Origin of the sequence: Lactiplantibacillus pingfangensis (assembly GCF_005404945.1) — a bacterium.
Lineage (GTDB): Bacteria > Bacillota > Bacilli > Lactobacillales > Lactobacillaceae > Lactiplantibacillus > Lactiplantibacillus pingfangensis.
This window is the reverse complement of the sequence record NZ_BJDG01000011.1, coordinates 39347-57250: the sequence shown is the minus strand read 5'-3', so window position 1 is coordinate 57250 and position 17904 is coordinate 39347. Positions and strand designations below refer to the sequence as shown.

The 17904-nt window shown below is 44.5% G+C and carries 16 protein-coding genes; 4 read left to right on the top strand and 12 right to left on the bottom strand.

From position 1 onward, the window contains the following. From FFM74_RS06735 to pdhA, 3 genes are read right to left on the bottom strand one after another with little or no spacing between them, the layout of a single operon-like run. Positions 1 to 1287, bottom strand: a complete 1287-nt coding sequence (locus tag FFM74_RS06735) for a 2-oxo acid dehydrogenase subunit E2 (RefSeq protein ID WP_137625898.1) — start codon at positions 1285 to 1287, stop codon at positions 1 to 3. 57 nt (positions 1288 to 1344) lie between these two features. Then, positions 1345 to 2322, bottom strand: a complete 978-nt coding sequence (locus tag FFM74_RS06730; RefSeq protein WP_137625866.1) for an alpha-ketoacid dehydrogenase subunit beta — start codon at positions 2320 to 2322, stop codon at positions 1345 to 1347. 1 nt (position 2323) lies between these two features. Further along, positions 2324 to 3436, bottom strand: coding sequence for a pyruvate dehydrogenase (acetyl-transferring) E1 component subunit alpha (pdhA, locus tag FFM74_RS06725; protein ID WP_137607275.1), 1113 nt, complete (start codon positions 3434 to 3436; stop codon positions 2324 to 2326). Between the two features lie 303 nt (positions 3437 to 3739). Here pdhA and def point away from each other — a divergent pair, with 303 nt between their 5' ends. Continuing rightward, entirely contained in the window at positions 3740 to 4300 is a 561-nt protein-coding gene (def, locus tag FFM74_RS06720) for a peptide deformylase (protein WP_137625865.1), read from the top strand. Positions 4301 to 4342: 42 nt separating this feature from the next. On the opposite strand, the gene FFM74_RS06715 is transcribed toward def, so the two are convergent. After that, complete coding sequence (locus FFM74_RS06715; RefSeq protein WP_137625864.1) at positions 4343 to 4837, bottom strand: hypothetical protein; 495 nt, start codon at positions 4835 to 4837, stop codon at positions 4343 to 4345. 272 nt (positions 4838 to 5109) lie between these two features. Here FFM74_RS06715 and FFM74_RS06710 point away from each other — a divergent pair, with 272 nt between their 5' ends. From FFM74_RS06710 to FFM74_RS06700, 3 genes are all read left to right on the top strand, one after another. Then, a complete protein-coding gene (locus FFM74_RS06710) occupies positions 5110 to 5328 on the top strand; it encodes a DNA-directed RNA polymerase subunit epsilon (RefSeq protein WP_137625863.1) in 219 nt (72 codons plus the stop codon). Continuing rightward, on the top strand, positions 5325 to 7001 hold the full coding sequence (gene rnjA / locus FFM74_RS06705; protein WP_137625862.1) for a ribonuclease J1: 1677 nt from the start codon (positions 5325 to 5327) through the stop codon (positions 6999 to 7001). Before FFM74_RS06710 ends, rnjA begins: the two co-directional genes overlap by 4 nt. Before the next feature lie 82 nt (positions 7002 to 7083). Next, positions 7084 to 8046 (top strand): diacylglycerol/lipid kinase family protein, encoded by a 963-nt coding sequence (locus FFM74_RS06700; protein WP_137625861.1) that lies wholly within the window; start codon positions 7084 to 7086, stop codon positions 8044 to 8046. A 62-nt stretch (positions 8047 to 8108) separates the two neighbouring features. Here the strand turns inward: FFM74_RS06700 and FFM74_RS06695 are convergent, their stop codons facing one another. The 8 genes from FFM74_RS06695 to FFM74_RS06660 all read right to left on the bottom strand — a co-directional run bounded on the left by FFM74_RS06695 (position 8109) and on the right by FFM74_RS06660 (position 17887). Then, positions 8109 to 8312 (bottom strand): hypothetical protein, encoded by a 204-nt coding sequence (locus FFM74_RS06695; RefSeq protein WP_137625860.1) that lies wholly within the window; start codon positions 8310 to 8312, stop codon positions 8109 to 8111. Between the two features lie 163 nt (positions 8313 to 8475). Continuing rightward, on the bottom strand, positions 8476 to 9804 hold the full coding sequence (locus FFM74_RS06690) for a C40 family peptidase (protein WP_137625859.1): 1329 nt from the start codon (positions 9802 to 9804) through the stop codon (positions 8476 to 8478). A 388-nt stretch (positions 9805 to 10192) separates the two neighbouring features. After that, positions 10193 to 11158, bottom strand: coding sequence for a ribose-phosphate diphosphokinase (locus FFM74_RS06685; protein WP_137625858.1), 966 nt, complete (start codon positions 11156 to 11158; stop codon positions 10193 to 10195). A 130-nt stretch (positions 11159 to 11288) separates the two neighbouring features. Then, positions 11289 to 13790, bottom strand: coding sequence for an SF1B family DNA helicase RecD2 (gene recD2 / locus FFM74_RS06680; RefSeq protein ID WP_137625857.1), 2502 nt, complete (start codon positions 13788 to 13790; stop codon positions 11289 to 11291). 15 nt (positions 13791 to 13805) lie between these two features. Further along, positions 13806 to 14498 (bottom strand): tetratricopeptide repeat protein, encoded by a 693-nt coding sequence (locus tag FFM74_RS06675; protein WP_137625856.1) that lies wholly within the window; start codon positions 14496 to 14498, stop codon positions 13806 to 13808. 18 nt (positions 14499 to 14516) lie between these two features. Further along, positions 14517 to 15182 carry a histidine phosphatase family protein gene (locus FFM74_RS06670; RefSeq protein ID WP_137625855.1) on the bottom strand — a complete coding sequence of 222 codons (666 nt, stop codon included), beginning with the start codon at positions 15180 to 15182 and terminating at the stop codon, positions 14517 to 14519. A 677-nt stretch (positions 15183 to 15859) separates the two neighbouring features. Further along, positions 15860 to 16522 (bottom strand): potassium channel family protein, encoded by a 663-nt coding sequence (locus FFM74_RS06665; RefSeq protein WP_137625854.1) that lies wholly within the window; start codon positions 16520 to 16522, stop codon positions 15860 to 15862. A gap of 12 nt (positions 16523 to 16534) precedes the next feature. Then, positions 16535 to 17887: a TrkH family potassium uptake protein gene (locus tag FFM74_RS06660; protein ID WP_137625853.1), complete on the bottom strand. Its 1353-nt coding sequence runs from the start codon at positions 17885 to 17887 to the stop codon at positions 16535 to 16537. Positions 17888 to 17904: the final 17 nt, after the last annotated feature.

Genomic DNA, 17904 nt, shown 5'->3' with positions numbered 1-17904 from the left:
TCATCCTTCCATCAAAAGTAATTCTGGATCATGCAACAATTGTTTCAATAAGTTCATTGCTTTTTGGGCAGTCGCACCGTCAATCAAACGGTGATCAAAACTCAAGGACAATTTTTGCATCTTACCAACGACGATTTCGCCATCTTCGTTGACATATGGTTCCTTACCAATCCGACCAACACCTAAGATGGCAACTTCAGGTTGATTGATAACTGGTGTAAACCAGCCGCCACCAATTGACCCAATGTTACTGATCGTAATTGAAGCGCCACTCATTTCATTAGCCTTCAATTTGCCATCGTAAGCTTTTTGTGTGTTATCAGTAATTTCCTTGGCAATAGCAAACAAGCCCTTACCTTCAGCATGCTTGATATTTGGTACTAACAAACCACGGTCAGTATCGGTTGCGACACCGATGTTGTAATAGTGTTTGTAGACAATTTCCTTATTAGCGTCATCAATTGAGGCGTTGAATTCTGGGAATTGTTGCAAGACAGCAACCAAGGCCTTGACAAAGTATGGCAAGAACGTTAAATGAATGTCGCGATCGGCAGCAATCGTCTTGTACTTCTTCCGATGGTCCATCAAAGCAGTCACTTCAACTTCATCAAATAAGGTGACGTGTGGTGACGTATGCTTGCTGTTAACCATGGCTTTCGAAATAGCCTTCCGAATTGGGCTCATCTTTTCACGAGTTTCCAATTCAGGAGTATCCGAAACGTATGGCTTTACAGGAGTTGGCGCTGGCGCTGCTTCTGGTGCGGCGGCTTGTGCGCCAGTTGCGGCGGGAGCACCCGTATAATTATCAATATCTTGTTTCGTAATCTGACCATGGGCACCTGTCGCAGCCACTTGCGAGATATCAATATCTTTGTCGCGAGCGTATTGACGGACAGATGGCATTGCCAAAATCCGTTTGTTAGGATCAGCAGGCGCAACTGGTGCGGATGTCGCTGGGGCAGCATCAGTAGCTGCTGGTGCAGGCGCTGCCGGTTTGTCAGCGGTTGCATTTTCAGCCGGTGCGGCAGCTGGTGTCGCACTTGCACCGGAACCATCATCAATTTCAACGATGACATCACCAATTTTGGCAGTTTCACCTTCTGGTACCAAAATTTTTACAATTGTCCCATCAACTGGTGATGGTAATTCTTCAACAGATTTATCGTTTTGAATCTCAACTAGAGAATCGTCTTCCTTGACTTGATCGCCAGGTTTAACGAGCCAAGTGGCAATTTCGCCTTCTTCTAGGCCTTCGCCAAGCTCTGGTAATTTAAACTCGTAAGCCATTGGATAACTTCCTTTCATTGCAACCAACAATTGGTTGTTTTCGATGCGCGAAATTAATTAGTAGTTTAAAATTTCGCGGGTTTTTGCTTCAATTTCATCTTCAGCAGGCAGCCAGTCGTCTTCAGCCAACCCAAATGGATAAACCGTATCTGGGGCTGAAACCCGGCCAACTGGTGCACTCAAGTACAAAGCACCTTTTTCAGCAATCAAGGATGCAACATTGGCTGCAATCCCAGCTTGACGTTGGGCTTCTTGAATCGCAACTGCGCGACCCGTTTTTTCAACGGATTTCAGAATTGTGTCTTCGTCGAGTGGTGATAACGTCCGTAAGTCAACAACTTCAACTGAAATGCCTTCCTTTTCAAGCTTTTCAGCAACCTTTAAGGATTGGTTGACTTGTGCACTATAGGCGATCAACGTAATGTCAGTCCCTTCACGGACCACATTCGCTTTATCCAACGGCACAGTATAAGCTTCATCAGGAATATCGGCCTTCATTGACCGGTATAGCTTCAAGTTTTCCAAGAAGAATACGGGATCGTTATTCCGAATTGATGAAATGAGTAACCCTTTGGCATCATATGGGTTCGATGGTGTCACAACACGTAATCCAGGAATTTGTGCTAAGTAACCTTCCAATGAATCGGCATGCATTTCTGGCGTATGTGTCCCACCACCATAAGGTGACCGAATGGTGATTGGCATATGACGGGTACCACCAGTTCTGAAACGTTCACGAGACATTTGACCAGCAATTGAATCCATCGTTTCAAAAATGAATCCCAAGAATTGAATTTCTGGTACTGGACGGAATCCTTCCAAAGCTAAACCAATCGACAAACCACCAATACCAGATTCAGCTAAAGGTGTATCGAAGACTCGGTCTTCACCAAATTCGGCCTGGAGACCATCAGTTGCCCGGAAAACCCCACCGTTTTTACCAACGTCTTCACCAAAAATTAACGTCTTTTCGTCAGACCCTAATTCTAATCGAAGTGCATCGGTAATCGCTTGAATATATGTTTTCTTTGACATGTTACTTCGACTCCTTTGCTTGGTATTCCGTAATTTGTTGTTGAATGTTTTGTGGTTTTTCTTCAAAGACATTCTCCAAAAATTCGGTCATTTTTTGCTTAGGTGCTTCATCCGCTTGTTTAACTGCGGCTTTAATGTCAGCTTTAACTTGTTCGACGTACTCGTTTTCAAGATCTTCAGACCAAACGCCTTGATCCGTCAAATACTTGCGATAGCGAATCAATGGATCATTGTCAAACCATGGTTGTTCTTCTTCCTTGGTCCGATAACGCTTAGGATCATCACCCGCGTTAGTATGAGGCCCAAACCGATAAGTCAAGGTTTCGATCATCACTGGACCATTGCCAGCAGCGGCATATTCCCGAGCAGCCTTAGTGACTTCATGAACAGCTAAGAAGTCCATCCCATCAACTTGTACACTAGGAATTCCGGCAGCCACGGCTTTTTGAGCCAAAGTCTTGGCAGCAGTTTGTTTGCGACGTGGGACAGAAATCGCATAGCCATTGTTTTGAACAATGAATACTGCGGGTGCTTGGAAGGCACCAGCAAAGTTCATACCTTCATAGAAGTCCCCTTGCGATGTCCCACCATCACCGGTGTAACTATAAGCAACTTTATCTTCGGTCCCATTCTTCTTAATCCCGAGAGCAACCCCGGCAGCTTGAATGTATTGGGCACCGATAATAATTTGTGGTGGCATTGCGTGCAAGTCTTCTGGATATTCATTACCTAAGACGTGACCACGTGACCATAAGAAAGCTTTATAAACAGGCAGTCCATGTTGAATTAATTGAGGAATATCACGATAAGCCGGCATCAAAACGTCGGTTGACTTCATCGCAGAGTTGCTCCCCATTTCACTAGCTTCTTGACCTTCTGTTGGTGCGTAGAAACCGAGACGGCCTTGACGCGTCAGCGCGTTAGAACGCTGATGTAAAGTCCGTTCCCAGATCATTAGCTTCAGAAAATCGACTAATTGATCATTTGAATATTTAGAGACAATTGCTTGGTTGACGACATTAGCTTGACCATCGATCACTTGTACTGGTTTAAAATCTTTTCCAAGTGCATCCCGGATCGCACCAAAATCAACAATTGGTTTTTCGTTGTCCATAAATGACACATCCCTTTCATGAACGTACAGACTCGACGGCTTAACCATTGGTCCGTAATCGTTTTCATAATCACAAGTCTAATTTACCATTGGTTTTCAATTTTTGCAAGCCCTTTCAAATCGCTAAATATCAGCTTTTCCGTCAAAATTGATTGTGAACATTTTCATTTGTAACGTGGCTTGACTTTCATGACTTTTTCGAGAATCATTCTACATTTTCATTTTTAGTTATGCTAAACTTATTTGGAGGATTGAACTGCTTGTCAGTTCGCATCGTAGAATTTGTTTTGGAGGTAATTTAGGTTGATTAAGATGAGAGATATCATCCGTGAAGGTAATGACACATTACGCGCGGAAGCCAAGCCAGTTAAATTTCCATTGAGTGATGCTGATCAAACGTTAGCACATGATATGATGGCTTACTTGGAAAATAGCCAAGATCCTGAATTGGCCAAGAAATATGGCTTACGTGCCGGAGTCGGCTTAGCGGCACCACAAGTAGACGTTTCAGAGCAAATGGCCGCCGTCTTAGTCCCCGCCGAAGACGACAGTGCCGAACCCATTTTTAAAGATGTCATTATTAATCCGGTCATCATCAGTCACTCAGTTCAAACTGGCGCACTGACTGAAGGCGAAGGCTGTCTATCCGTTGATCGGGACATCTCTGGCTACGTCATTCGCCATGATCGAATTACATTACGCTACTATAATATGGCTGGCGAGCAAAAGAAAATTCGGCTCAAAAATTATCCCGCCATTGTTTGTCAGCACGAAATTGATCATTTACACGGCATTCTGTTTTATGATCACATCAATACGCACAACCCATTTGCAGCAGAAGATGATTTAGTTTTAATTTCTTAAGTTGTGAAAAAAAGGTTCAGACCGCAATGGCCTGAACCTTTTTTAGTTTGCCTCGTGATTGAGACGGCGTAAATCCTCTAGATATTCCAAGGTGGCTTCATTCATCAAGTAGGCCACATCGAGGTGCAATTGACCATCTCGTAACCAAGTATCGGTCACGCGTAAGGCTGGCCCCGCCGATTGATAGGCAGTGATCTTTTTAGCTTGAGCGTAAACTTGCAACTGATTATTTAACAGCCGGCGAACCTCTGGGAGATCCGCCGCCACCATTCCAGGAGTCGCGATCACATACTCAAAAGCCATGACACCGCGCCCCCAGACTGCCGCCACTGGCACCGAGTGTAACATGCCGCCAACTTGTTGTGCCTTCGCCACACTGCTGAGTTGCGCTAAGCTGGCAACCATCGCCTGGTCAACAGTCCGTTGCCCAGCTTGTCTGATTTTTAAAGCCGCCCGCTTCAAAATCTGACGTCGCAACACTTCATAAATACTGACAGCTAGGATCAAGCCAACTAGTATAATTAGCCATTTACTCATTGGGCATCCCTCACATTTATTGTACTTTTTTCACAAAATCACGATATTGACCCATCAGAATCTATTCTTAGCATAGCATGTTTAATAAAAAAAATTACGCCTTAATCCCTCGTTTTTGAAGAAAGTTAACATTGTATACACCTCAGCCGAATTATGCTAAAATGAAAGATAATTGTTGTGTTTACACAACCTGGTGTACGGATCAAACTTTTATTTTTGCTACTACTTAGTCTTTCAGAGCTAAGTAAATATTTTTATAAGGAGTTTTGTTAATGATTTACAAAGTTTACTACCAAGAAACCAAAAAACGGAACCCACAACGCGAAACCACGCAATCACTCTATCTCGAAGCTGAGACAGAAGTTGACGCTCGCGCTCTGGTCGAAGATAACACTGAATTCAACATTGAATTTATCGAACCGTTAGAAGGACACTTCTTGGATTACGAACAAGAAAATCCAGAGTATCAACTAACGGAGTTTAATAAATGAAACGCTTAAACGTTAAAAATAACGAAACCGCCGTTTTTGCAGTCGGCGGTTTGGGAGAAATTGGGAAAAACACTTATGGTGTCCAATTTCAGGATGAGATTATTCTGATCGATGCAGGGATCAAATTTCCGGAAGACGAACTTCTCGGAATTGATTATGTCATCCCAGACTATTCCTATCTAGTTGCAAATCAGCAAAAAATAAAAGCATTGGTGATTACGCACGGACATGAAGATCACATTGGTGGGATTCCATTTCTCCTCCAACAAATCAACGTGCCAATTTATGCCGGTCCCCTAGCCTTGGCTTTAATCAAAGGCAAGTTGGAAGAACACGGGCTCCTAAAGACGACCGAGTTACACGAAATCAACGAGGATACGGTGCTGAAGTTCCGTAAGACGCGGGTTTCCTTCTTTAGAACCACCCACTCTATTCCTGACACACTAGGGATTGCCGTCCAAACACCACCTGGCACCATTGTGGAAACCGGTGATTACAAGTTCGATCTGACACCAATTACGAATCAGCCACCGAACTTGCAACGTATGGCACATCTCGGTGAACGAGGTGTCCTAGCGTTGCTTTCTGATAGTACTAACGCTGAACGACCAATTTTTACGAAGTCTGAACGCTGGGTGGCACAATCAATCCGTCATATTTTTGAAGGCGTTGAGGGCCGCATTATCTTTGCGACTTTCGCCTCCAATATTTCTCGGATTCAAGAAGCCGCTCAAGTCGCTTTGGAGCACCATCGCAAAATTGCAGTCTTTGGTCGTAGTATGGAAGCTGCCATCGTCAATGGTCGTGAACTCGGATACTTAAACATTCCAGATGAAGCAATCGTTGACGCCAATGATATCAAATCATTGCCAGCTAACAAAGTGATGATCTTATGTACCGGTTCTCAAGGTGAACCAATGGCGGCCCTTTCACGGATTGCCAATGGGACTCACCGTCAAATATCTGTCCAACCGGGTGATACCGTTATCTTCTCCAGTTCACCAATTCCTGGGAACACGCTCAGCGTGAACCACGTAATTAATGAACTTGAAGAAGCTGGCGCCCACGTCATTCATGGTAAAGTTAATAACATTCATACTTCTGGTCATGGTGGTCAAGAAGAACAAAAGCTAATGCTTCGTTTGATGAAGCCCAAGTTCTTTATGCCGATTCATGGGGAATATCGAATGTTGAAGATTCATACCGAATTGGCTGAACAGTGTGGCGTGCCATTAGACCATAGTTTCATTCTCGAAAATGGTGACGTCTTAGCTTTGACTAAAGATTCCGCCCGGGTTGCCGGACATTTCGGGGCTGGCGACGTTTACGTTGACGGTTCTGGGATTGGCGACATTGGTAACGTGGTCTTGCGGGATCGCCAAGTGCTTTCAGAAGAAGGCTTGGTTGTCGTCGTAGCGACGATTGATCTTAAGAAAAAAGAAATTCAAGCCGGTCCAGATATTCTATCGCGTGGTTTTGTCTACATGCGGGAATCTGGTGACTTAATCAATGAAGCCCGTCGTCATGTCTTCCGCACCATTCGTCGTAAGATGAAGAGTGACAAGGCTAGCGAAGCAACGATTCGTAATGCGATTATCGATGACTTACAAAGTTTCTTGTTTGACAAGACTGAGCGGCATCCAATGATTTTACCGATGCTAATCATGAATTAATCACCTGCCGGAACGATCCTGTTCCGGCTTTTTGTGGTGTAAGGGTCAGTTCGCGCTGACTCGATCTTAGTGAGGTGTAAATTTGACGACTGAATACGACATTATTATTAATGAGTTGGCTGGATCTGGCCACGGCCAGACGGTTTGGGACATCGTCAAGCCCATGCTCGAACAACGCCAAATCGTTTTTGAGTATCGGGTATCGGAATATGCGGGGCACACCATTCGCCTGGCAACCGAATTCGCCGAAAAACGGCGACTGTCGACAAAAAACGTCACAACCGTGTTATTAGTCATTGGTGGCGATGGCACCTTAAATGAAGCCCTGAATGGGTTAATGCAAGTGCCAACGGATAACCCCATGCCACTCGCCTATATTCCCGGCGGTTCTGGCAATGATTTTGCACGCGGCTTGGGGATGGCAACTGAGCCATCAATCGCCCTGGCGCAAGTTCTTAATAATATGCGCGCCCGACCATTGAACATTGGTTACTACCATGAAACGTTAAAAAATGACCACCGTTATTTTGTCAACAATGTCGGTTTAGGATTTGATGCCCAAATTGTTGATGATACCAATCGTAGTAAGAAAAAAGGCAAACTCGGGCACTGGGCTTATTTGAGTAATGCCTTAAAAGCGTACTCGCAACAAGAAAGTTATCCATTAACCGTACATGTTGGCCGTCAACGTGACCAGTATCGCCATGCGTTTCTCTGTACAGTTTCCAACCACCCCTACTTTGGTGGTGGCGTAAAGATTTTACCACAAGCGAACATTCACGATGACCAACTAGAACTAATTGTGGTTGAAGAACCACACTGGTGGACCATTCTGTGGTTGTTCCTCTTGCTGCTAATGGGTGGTCGCCATTTAAACTCGCGTTTCGTTCATCATTACCGGAACGCTAAGTTACATCTACTCGTCAATTCCGTTGAAATTGGGCAAATGGATGGGCAAACGATCGGTAACCGTAATTACGATCTGTATTTATCCACGCAGCCTTATCCCTTTTGGATTGATACTAGCATTCACGATCATCATTAAGCACATAAAGGCGTCCCAAATCGCAACTTCGGTTACGATTTGGAACGCCTTTTTAACTGGCTTTAGTCTTCAGAAGCATTAATTGCTTCGAGCAGCATATCAAGCTGTTCACATTTTTGGGAAAGATGACTGACCCGCTCTTGTAAGTGCGGATAAATCGTAATCACCCGTGAGCGATCCCGTTGACGCATCGCCAACCCCTTCAAACGATCTAATTCCGTATTCGCTTGTCGGTATTCTTCCAGGATCTCAAATCTGTTACTCACTTAAAACACTCCTTCAAAACAATTATCTGTGATTTATTAATAAAAAAACAGCAGAATTAATATAACACAATTTTAAAAATTAATAAATCATAAAAGCCAAAAAACAGCCAAACTCACCCACTGACTGCAGGAAGCTGGCTGTTACACTTGACTTTAATCTAAATTACTTAACTGTCCCAGCAAAACTTGGCATGAAATCAGAAGTAATTGATTCTACCTTAACGTTTTGACGTTCAGTTGGTGCAGCCACAAATTGATTGTTACCAAGATAGATGGCATCGTGATACGTGGCACCGGCAGCACCCCAGAATAAAATATCACCAGGTTGCGCATCGGCAACAGAATGTTTCGTCACGTAAGCTTCTTGCTGAACCGTATTGTGTGGCAAATTAATCCCAGCAGCATGTAGGTAAACATAAGCAACTAATCCAGAACAATCCATCCCAGATAATGAGTTGCCGCCCCAAACGTAAGGAATATTAGCGCTGGCTAATTGCAGTGCTAAGCCAGTCACTGAGCCAGAAGTTAAATTAGCATTATTGCTAGTTGAGGCACTACTACTGTTATTAGTCGTGGCAGTCGAACTAGCTTGTGAGGCAGACGACGTTGCAGCCGAAGTCGTGCTACTCGTGGCAGCAGAAGAATTGGCTTGTGACGCAGTACTAGTGCTACTTTGACTCACATTGTTGTTCGTATTACTTTGTGACGCCGTTGAGTTAGTCTGAGTGGCAGTCGTGCTTTCTTCTTGGCTTGCAGCAGATGAAACTTGGGTGCTTGAGTCACTCGTGGCTTGTGATGACGCAGCTGAACTAGTTTCGCTCGCACTAGACGTTACGTGACTTGATGCAGCTGGGGCATAAGCCGTTTGCAACGTTGATGAGCTTTCATTAGTTGCAACACTGTTCGTGCTTGCAACTGAACTGGCACTAGTTGCCGTGCTAGTTGAAGACGACGTGGTGTTGACGGAATCCTGAACTTCCGTACTGGCACTCGTTGTCGAACTTGCCGCACTGGCAGCTTTTTCAGTTGTCGCTGCGGCGCTAGTTGTCGTTGATTGGGTCGTTGCTGTGGTTGTCGCAGCCTTAGTCCCTGAAACTTGAAGACTTTGACCAACAACAATTAAATCACTCGACAAGCCATTAAGCTTTTGTAATGACTGAACTGACATTTGATGCTTAGCTGCTAAATCCCATAAAGTATCGCCAGCCTTAACAGTATATGTACCTTTTTCTGCTGATGACGATGAGGATTCCCCACTAATTTGTAATTGTTGACCGACAAAGATTAAGTTGGAATTACCATTGAGTGCTTTTGCATTTAACTTCTCAACACTCTTAATGGAAACACCATGTTGCTGTGCAAGGCCCCAGACCGTATCATTTTGTTTAACGGTAACTGAAGCAGCATTGGCAGCTTGTCCTGTGGCAAGCAATAAACCAACGGCACCAACCGTACCGGCCAGAACCTTGCCCGTTGTATGTGCTTGTGACATTAAGTTCACTCCTTTAGCAAAATTGAAACTCTCTTACAGTAATGTGATAACTACCTGTGGTATACAGACTTCTTAAGAAATTCTTAATACCTTAGTTAAATCATAACTTCATTGTAGCACATCTTACGAAAATGCAAACTAGAATCACTTATTTTTTTATAAAACTGTCCGTTTAGTTTGAAAATTACTTGTCATGACCAAGGCGGGCTAACCTCCCGTCATATCAAGGTTTAAGTGTATTGTCCTTCAGCAACATTTTGGTAGGGCAACTTTCAACAAGTCTAACGAAAACGTTACCAGTAATCCCCCAATTCAGCTTAACCAATTTTAATAAAAATTAAGACAAAAAAACAAGCCGCCAGTTATCGGGGCTTGTCTTTAACGCAATTTAAAGTTTTGGATCAAATAAACTATCAACTGGTTGTTGTTCATGAACTAACTTGATTGCATCACCCAAGAGTGGTCCAACCGAAAGTTGCACAAGTTTACCAAATTGTTTAGCGGCTGGAATCTGAATCGTATCTGTCACAATGACTTTTTCCAAATCAGAAGCTTGCAATTTTTCAGTGGCGTCCTGTGAAAAAATTGCATGGGTCGCACAACCATATATCTTGGCAGCACCAGCTTGCTTCAACGCCGTGGCTGAAACGTCAAAACGCGTGCCAGTATCAATCATGTCATCAATCACAATCGCAATGCGGCCACTCACGTCACCAATAATGCTGCTTGGGACGATATTGTCATCATCTGGATGCCGATTATCAATGATTGCAATCGGCGCGCCTAATAATTCCGCCATCTTTCGCGCCCGTGAAACGCCAGCATGATCCGGTGACACGACCACTAAATTATCCGTAATCCCACGATCTTTGAAGTAGCCGGCTAAAATCGGCGCCGCCAATAAATGATCGACTGGAATATCAAAGAAACCTTGAATTTGCGCCGCATGTAAATCAATGGTCAAAATCCGCGTCGCGCGATCTTTTTCCAACAAAGTTGCAATTAATTTGGCAGTAATTGGTTCACGTGAACGGGCCTTGCGATCCTGACGGGAATAACCATAGTAAGGAATCACCACGTTAATCTCACTCGCACTGGCACGACGCAGTGCATCAATCATAATCAAAAGTTCAAGAATCGTATCGTTAACCGGTTCAGAGATCGATTGAACGACGAAAACTTCGGCGCCACGAATACTTTCTTCAATATTAATTTGAATTTCACCATCGCTAAATCGTTTCACAGAACTTTGACCTAGCGGAATTCCAACCCGTTCTGAAATTTTCTTCGCTAACGGTAAATTAGAATTTAAGGCAAACAATTTAAGTTTGGCACTTGATTCATCTACTGACATAACAACCTCCAAAAAATAGTTTTCATGACATATCTGTTCTCAATTATAGCAGTATCCGGCTTGATTGACAGATAAAAACCAGCCTAAACACGCAATTTAAGGCTGGTTTTTAATTGCTAGGTACAACTAACTAAGATGCCGAAGTTTGGGTCATGAAATCACTCGGCTTAACGCCAGTCATCCCAATCATTGGATCAATCTGTCCACTTTGGACTAATACCGGTGTTAATCGCGTTGGACCAGTTGGCGCCTCAGCCGGAGCGGGAGCGTCGGCCACCGTCGTCTGGGTCTCAGTGGCCTGATCGTCAGAAACCGCGGCTGCTTCTGCCGGAGTATTGTCGCCAGTAAAGACTTGTTGTAGCCGTTTCGTCAAAGTTGTGAGTCGATTGACGGATTCATTAGTGACACTTCGTTCAAACGACTGTTCATCCCCTAACAGAATTAACATCTGTTCGGCCCGCGTCACCGCGGTGTAGAGCAAATTGCGCTGCAACATTCGTGAAAACTGTGGGACTAGCGGCAGCACCACCATCTTAAACTGACTCCCTTGAGACTTGTGAATCGACATGCTATAAGCTAATGTCAGCCGATTCCAATCAGACTTTTGATAAGTCACTTCATTCTGTTCAAACGCGATGGTGATCTGGTCTTTCTTGGATTTATTGTGTGGATCGTTAGCTAAATCAATCCCAACAATTTTACCAATATCGCCATTAAAAACGTTATCTTCGGGGGCATTCACTAATTGCAACACTTTGTCGCCGACCCGAAATTCTTGATTATTATAGCTGAGTTTCTTTTGACGCGCCGACTTTAATGGATTGAAAATATTTTGAACGGTCGTATTCAACTGATCAATTCCGGCTGCCCCCCGATACATCGGGGCTAAAATCTGGACATCGTCGGCCGTAAAGCCCTTTTGTTTCGCTTTTGAAACCACTTGCTCAATTATATGATTGACTTGAAACGCGTTACAAGCAATGAAGGAGCGATCCGGTTGATTTTGTCTAAAATCAGCTGGCAAATGCCCATTTTTGATTGCGTGCGCAAGCGGAATGATACTGGAATCATCGTCTTGTCGATAGATCGTAGTCAACTCAATTTGTGGTATTTCTGGGCTCTGCAATAAGTCATGAAACACTTGACCGGCACCAACCGAAGGCAGTTGATCCTTATCACCGACAAGAATGACTTGCATGTGACTAGGCACTGCTTTGAGCAGCAGTCGGAATAAATTGGTATCCACCATCGACATTTCATCAATAATCAAGATACCGCCTTCCAAATCTTTGGTTGGCATTTCTGGATCGTCATCTCGGCCAGTCAGGCCCAATAATCGATGAATGGTGCCGGCTGGTAAACCCGTTGTTTCTGCCATCCGCTTAGCCGCCCGACCGGTGGGCGCGGCTAACAAAATGGGGAAAGTTTTGTCCTTATACTCGTTTAAATCTAATGACACATCGTGTAATTCGGCAAAAAGTGCGACCAGACCACGAATTATCGTCGTTTTACCAGTCCCGGGACCACCAGTTAACAGAAACAAATGCGACGTGATGGCGGCTTTCAATGCCTGCGTTTGCGACGCGTCGTACGTTAAGTTACTGGCTTTCGCAACGTGGGCAATTGCCCGCGTCACCTTTTTTTCAGTTAAATTCCCATTATTGTCCGCATCGTGCAGTCGCTTCAAATGTTCAGCGATGCCCCACTCAGCCTCGTACAAATGCCGTAAATAAATGCGATTTTCTTCACCGACGACCTTATTCTCTTTAGCGAGCGTTACTAATTGATCAGCCAGTTTCTGTGGCGCAATCGGCGTATGCCGCGAGCTCTCAAGCAATTGTAACGTCGCGGTGATCAGTGGCTTGGCCGTCGTATAAGTATCCCCATTCTGCGCACAATTTTCATTAATCTGTGTCAGGAGGGCTGCTCGCAACCGACTATCTGCTTGCGGATCGACTTGCAATTGTGCCGCAATCTGATCCGCTTTCTTGAAGCCGACACCTTTGATATCCTCTACGAGCCGATAAGGATCTTCTTGAATCACATGCAAGGTGTCGCCTTGATACTTAGCGTAAATCGCCGCAGCAAGTCGACTCCCAAAGCCATAAGCGTTCAACCCAATAATCGTTTGTTCTAACCCATTGTTCACCCGTAACGTGTCTAATAAAGTATTTTGGACCGAAGCCCGTAAGCCAATCGGTTTTAATACTTTCGGATCTGCCAAAATTTCATCAATCGCATTTTCACCCAAGGTATCCACGATTCGTTCGGCGGTGCGCCGTCCCAAGCCTGGAAAATCATTGCCGGCGAGATACGCGATTAGCCCGCTTCGAGAAGTCGGTGTTTCATTTTGATAATTATCCGCTTGAAATTGGGTGCCATATTTAGGATGGCGCACGGTTTTACCAGTAAATTTGTAAGTCGCTTCTTCTTGGATGTCGGCAAAACTGCCTGTCACGACCATTTCATCTTCGGTCCAATCAATATTCTGCTCACTCACTTTAACTAACAACACTTTATAAAAGCTGTCCGAACTGCTAAAAAAAACGGCGGCGACTTTACCAACAATAAAGTGCGTGACCGTTTGACCATTGAAATCATCCGGAAATAAATTAGGTTCTGTTGCCGACAACGACGTTCCTCCTCACTATGCTTTGGGTGCCTGATCTGCTGAACCCTTTTGGGCTGCCAGCATTTTTTCAATATCTTGCAACTGCTGTTGATGCTGTTCGAAATAGGCCGAATCGACCTTTTTCGCAGTCGCGAATAATTCCGCATACGGCTTGCCGATGACCATCGCCGTCAAACCAGCATTGAAGTAAGCTGTGCCTTGACGGGGATCAAGCAAAATCACTTTTTGATAATAATCGTATGCCTGTTCGTTATTGCCTAATGCAAGCAATATATTTGCAACTAACAAATTGGTTTCTACCAACTCTGGTTGTGCCTCTTGGGCGGTTAGGCCCCAGACTAACGCATGTTGATAATCTTTTTTAGCCATCAAGCTTTGCCCCATCATCAGATAGGCGTCCGCAGTTAACTTTGGTTCCGTAATCTTCTGATAAGTCTTCAGCGCTTGATCATAAGCTTCGGCTTGATAGTACACATTTCCGAGCGCATAGGTCAATAAATTAGTCGCGTGCGACTCTTTTTCAAACAAGCCTAACGCTTTCATTGCGAGCGCTTCGGCCTGCTCAAAATCTTGCCCGGCCGTGAGTAACACCGTAAGTTCGTAATAGGCTTGGAAGTCATCTGGAGTGGTGTCAATCTTTTGAACGAGCTGATGAACTAAGGCTTGTTGCTGGGCCTTGCTCGGTCGCTGATTTGCTTGCTTTGCCATTAACATCATGCCTCATTTCTAAATCGTGTCGGTTGCATCTGGTTGTCGTGATAAATAAGAGGTATCATTCCACAACAATAATTTATAGCTCTTACCGCGATCGCGAGTTTCAAGCATTGTCGTACTCGTATTAGACAAGCCACCGCGATCACGCAAAGTTGCGAGCGAAGCCCCCAACATCGTATTAATCAAGGCGTTCAACGCGGCCCCATGACTGACAATTAACACATTATCTTCACGTCGTGGATTAGCCGCAATAATTTGATGAACTGCTGGTAACATGCGCTTCACCAACTGTTGAAAACTCTCTCCTTGAATTGCTGTTGGATCATATTGGTCAGGATGATTACGAAAAGCATCAAATTCTGTTGGGTAGGCGGCTTGAACTGCCGTAAAGGCCATCCCTTCCATCTTACCTAGATTAAATTCTCGTAATCGACTCAATATTGAGACCGTCAAGTCAGGCTGATCAAGATCCTGCTGCAAGGTCATGGCGGTGTCGCGTGCCCGCTTTAATGGACTAGCATAAATATGGCTGAAGTGAATTGGCCGTAACGCCGCCGCCAATTGATGAATTTCTTCATAACTTGCCGGCAACAATGGTGAATCACCTTGTGACCCTTGATATCGTCCTTCCAAGTTCCATTCAGTTTTACCATGCCGAATAAATAGCAATTTTGTCAAAAGATTACTTCCTCATCTTGGCCGCCAAACGGCCGTACAGTTTAACTTCTATTATGCCAGTTATTAACTTATTTTTCAAAATTCGGTCATCACTTGTAAATGTCAAGGCTTTCCCTAAGTTCATTATTGTTGTGCTTTCATTCCTAACTGAATCGCGAATGGGCCTGAATTTCCGCCTACCGGGAGCTTCGTTTGGGGCTGGAACGCCATGAACCAGTTTTGAGCCAAAGAGCGGTCTCAAAAGCTGGTTTTTGACTAACCGTGGAAAAATCACCGCGCTAAGTCAAACGCCACGGCTGAGCCCCAAACGAAGCCCCCTCACGGCTAGAAACGTGCATTATTTATAATTACGGTCACCTAAAAAATTGGCCGCCATCAAACGACAACAAAATGTAGCTATCAAGCTGTTAATGGCTGCTTCAATCCCTCAACCCCAGACCAGCTACAATACATGTTGAGGCTAGTGACTATCTTCTACGGCTGGGAAGCTTCAGGTATTCATCTGCCAAATAACCCTGAGTATCATCGTATCGTTGGACTTAGCATTGTTCAACGGCGCGGCTAATTTAGAACCGACCTCTGTTAAAATGAACATGCTGACAAAGCCGATTGCGTTTCTACCCTTAACTGGAACAGCAAAAAAGCTCGGTCAACCTCAACCAAGCCCTTTATACAACTTATTTCTTTAAGGCCTCATCCAGACCCTCGACACCCTTAATTGGCCCCACCACGGTCAAAACATCGTGTAACGCCATCATATCTGTCGGTTCTGGTGAGACATTGATTTTGCCATTGTGTTTAATGGCAATCACCGTCAAGCCGAAGCGTTCACGTAAGTTCAGGGCAATCAAGTTTTGATCTACAAAAGTTGGGTCCGTAATTTCAATGGCAGCCAACGTATACTCATCACTCAAATCAATAAAACTTAAAATGTGATTCGATAAGAGTTTTCGGACAATACTGTGTCCCATGTCTCGCTCAGGGAAAATCACTTGATCAGCGCCGACACGTTCTAACACCCGCCCTTGGTCACTGGTTTCGGCCTTGGCAATGACCTTTTTAGCCCCTTGTTCCTTGCTTAACATCGTGGTTAGGATGCTGGCTTCCATATTATTCCCAATACCAATAATGACATAATCAAACGTATCAATATTCAACTCCCGCAGGACGGCCTCGTCTCTTGTATCGGCAATTAAGGTTTGAGTGGCCACTTCCATCAACTCGTTCACTGGTTCTTCATTAATATCCACGGCTAAAACGTCTTGATGGGCATCAACTAATGTTCGAACCACGCTCTGACCGAACCGTCCTAGGCCAAATACTGCAAAACTCTTCTTCATTTTTTTTGCTCCTTAACCAATCAAAATATTTTCGGCTGGATAACGAATTAGGCTGACTTTCGCTTGCCGTTTAGAAAGGGCATATAATGACGTGAAAATGCCGACCCGTCCGATGAACATCAGCAACATAATCACAATTTTTCCAACGACCGTTAGATGCGGCGTCAATCCCAAGCTTAATCCGACCGTTCCAAAGGCCGATAACACTTCAAAGACGACATATTCCAACCCGAACCCTTGGGGAATTTTTTCCGTTTGCGTCAGAATCAAAGTGGCAACGGAGATGACGATGCTGGCCAAGAAGACTAGCAACAAAGCTCGACTAATATTGGCTTGACTAAAGCGCCGATGACTGAATTCCACGTCCTGTCTGCCGCGCAATTGGGCAATACTTTGAAACATCAAGACGCCAAACGTCGTGGTCTTAATCCCACCAGCCGTTGAACCAGGCGTCCCACCGACAAACATCAGCACCATGATGATGAACAAGCTCCCTGCCTGTAGTTTCCCAGTTGGCATCGTAATCAATCCGGCCGTCCGCGGCGTTACACTTAAAAATAACGTATTAATCGTTCGATTGAACCAAGACGTGCCCGTCGGTAAGAGCTTTAAATCTCGCTCTGTAATTAATAACAAGACAAAACCGAGGACGAACAAACTGATTGTGGTGAGCAACGTTAATTTCGAGTTCAATGACAGGCGTTTACGTTCATGAAAAAGCAGTAGATCCCGCCAAACTAAGAAACCAAGCCCACCAGCAATGATTAAGATCATCGTAACAATGAGGACATACGAGTCACTCCGAAATCCCATCAAACTGTCGCCAAAAACGTCAAATCCCGCGTTACAAAACGACATCACTGAATGGTACAGCGACAGGTACAACCCGCGCGTCCAGCCGAAGCGCGGCACAAAGTCAATCGCCAACAAGCCGAGTCCACCTAATTGGAATAACAATGACAAGCCAATTACATAGCGCATCACACTTTTAGTATCGCTCAGATTTTCTAAATTCAAGGACTCTTTAACCATCAGTTGCGTGGATAAACCAATGTTACGCCGCATAATGTTAAATAAGAGCACCGCAAACGTCATATAGCCCAAGGCACCGACTTCTGACAAGCCTAAGATCACGACCTGACCAAAAATGGACCAGTGCGTGGCGGTATTCACAACCGTCAACCCGGTAATACAAGTTGCCGAAGCTGCGGTAAATAGTCGATTGATAAACGAACTATGTATTCCTGGCGCGGTCGCAATCGGCAAACTTAATAAGATCGTCCCGATGACAATTAAAATCACGAAACCGGCGACCATTTTTTTAGATAATGTATCAAAAAATTTTAACTGTTTTAATTTCTGCATAAACTCCCAGTCCCAAA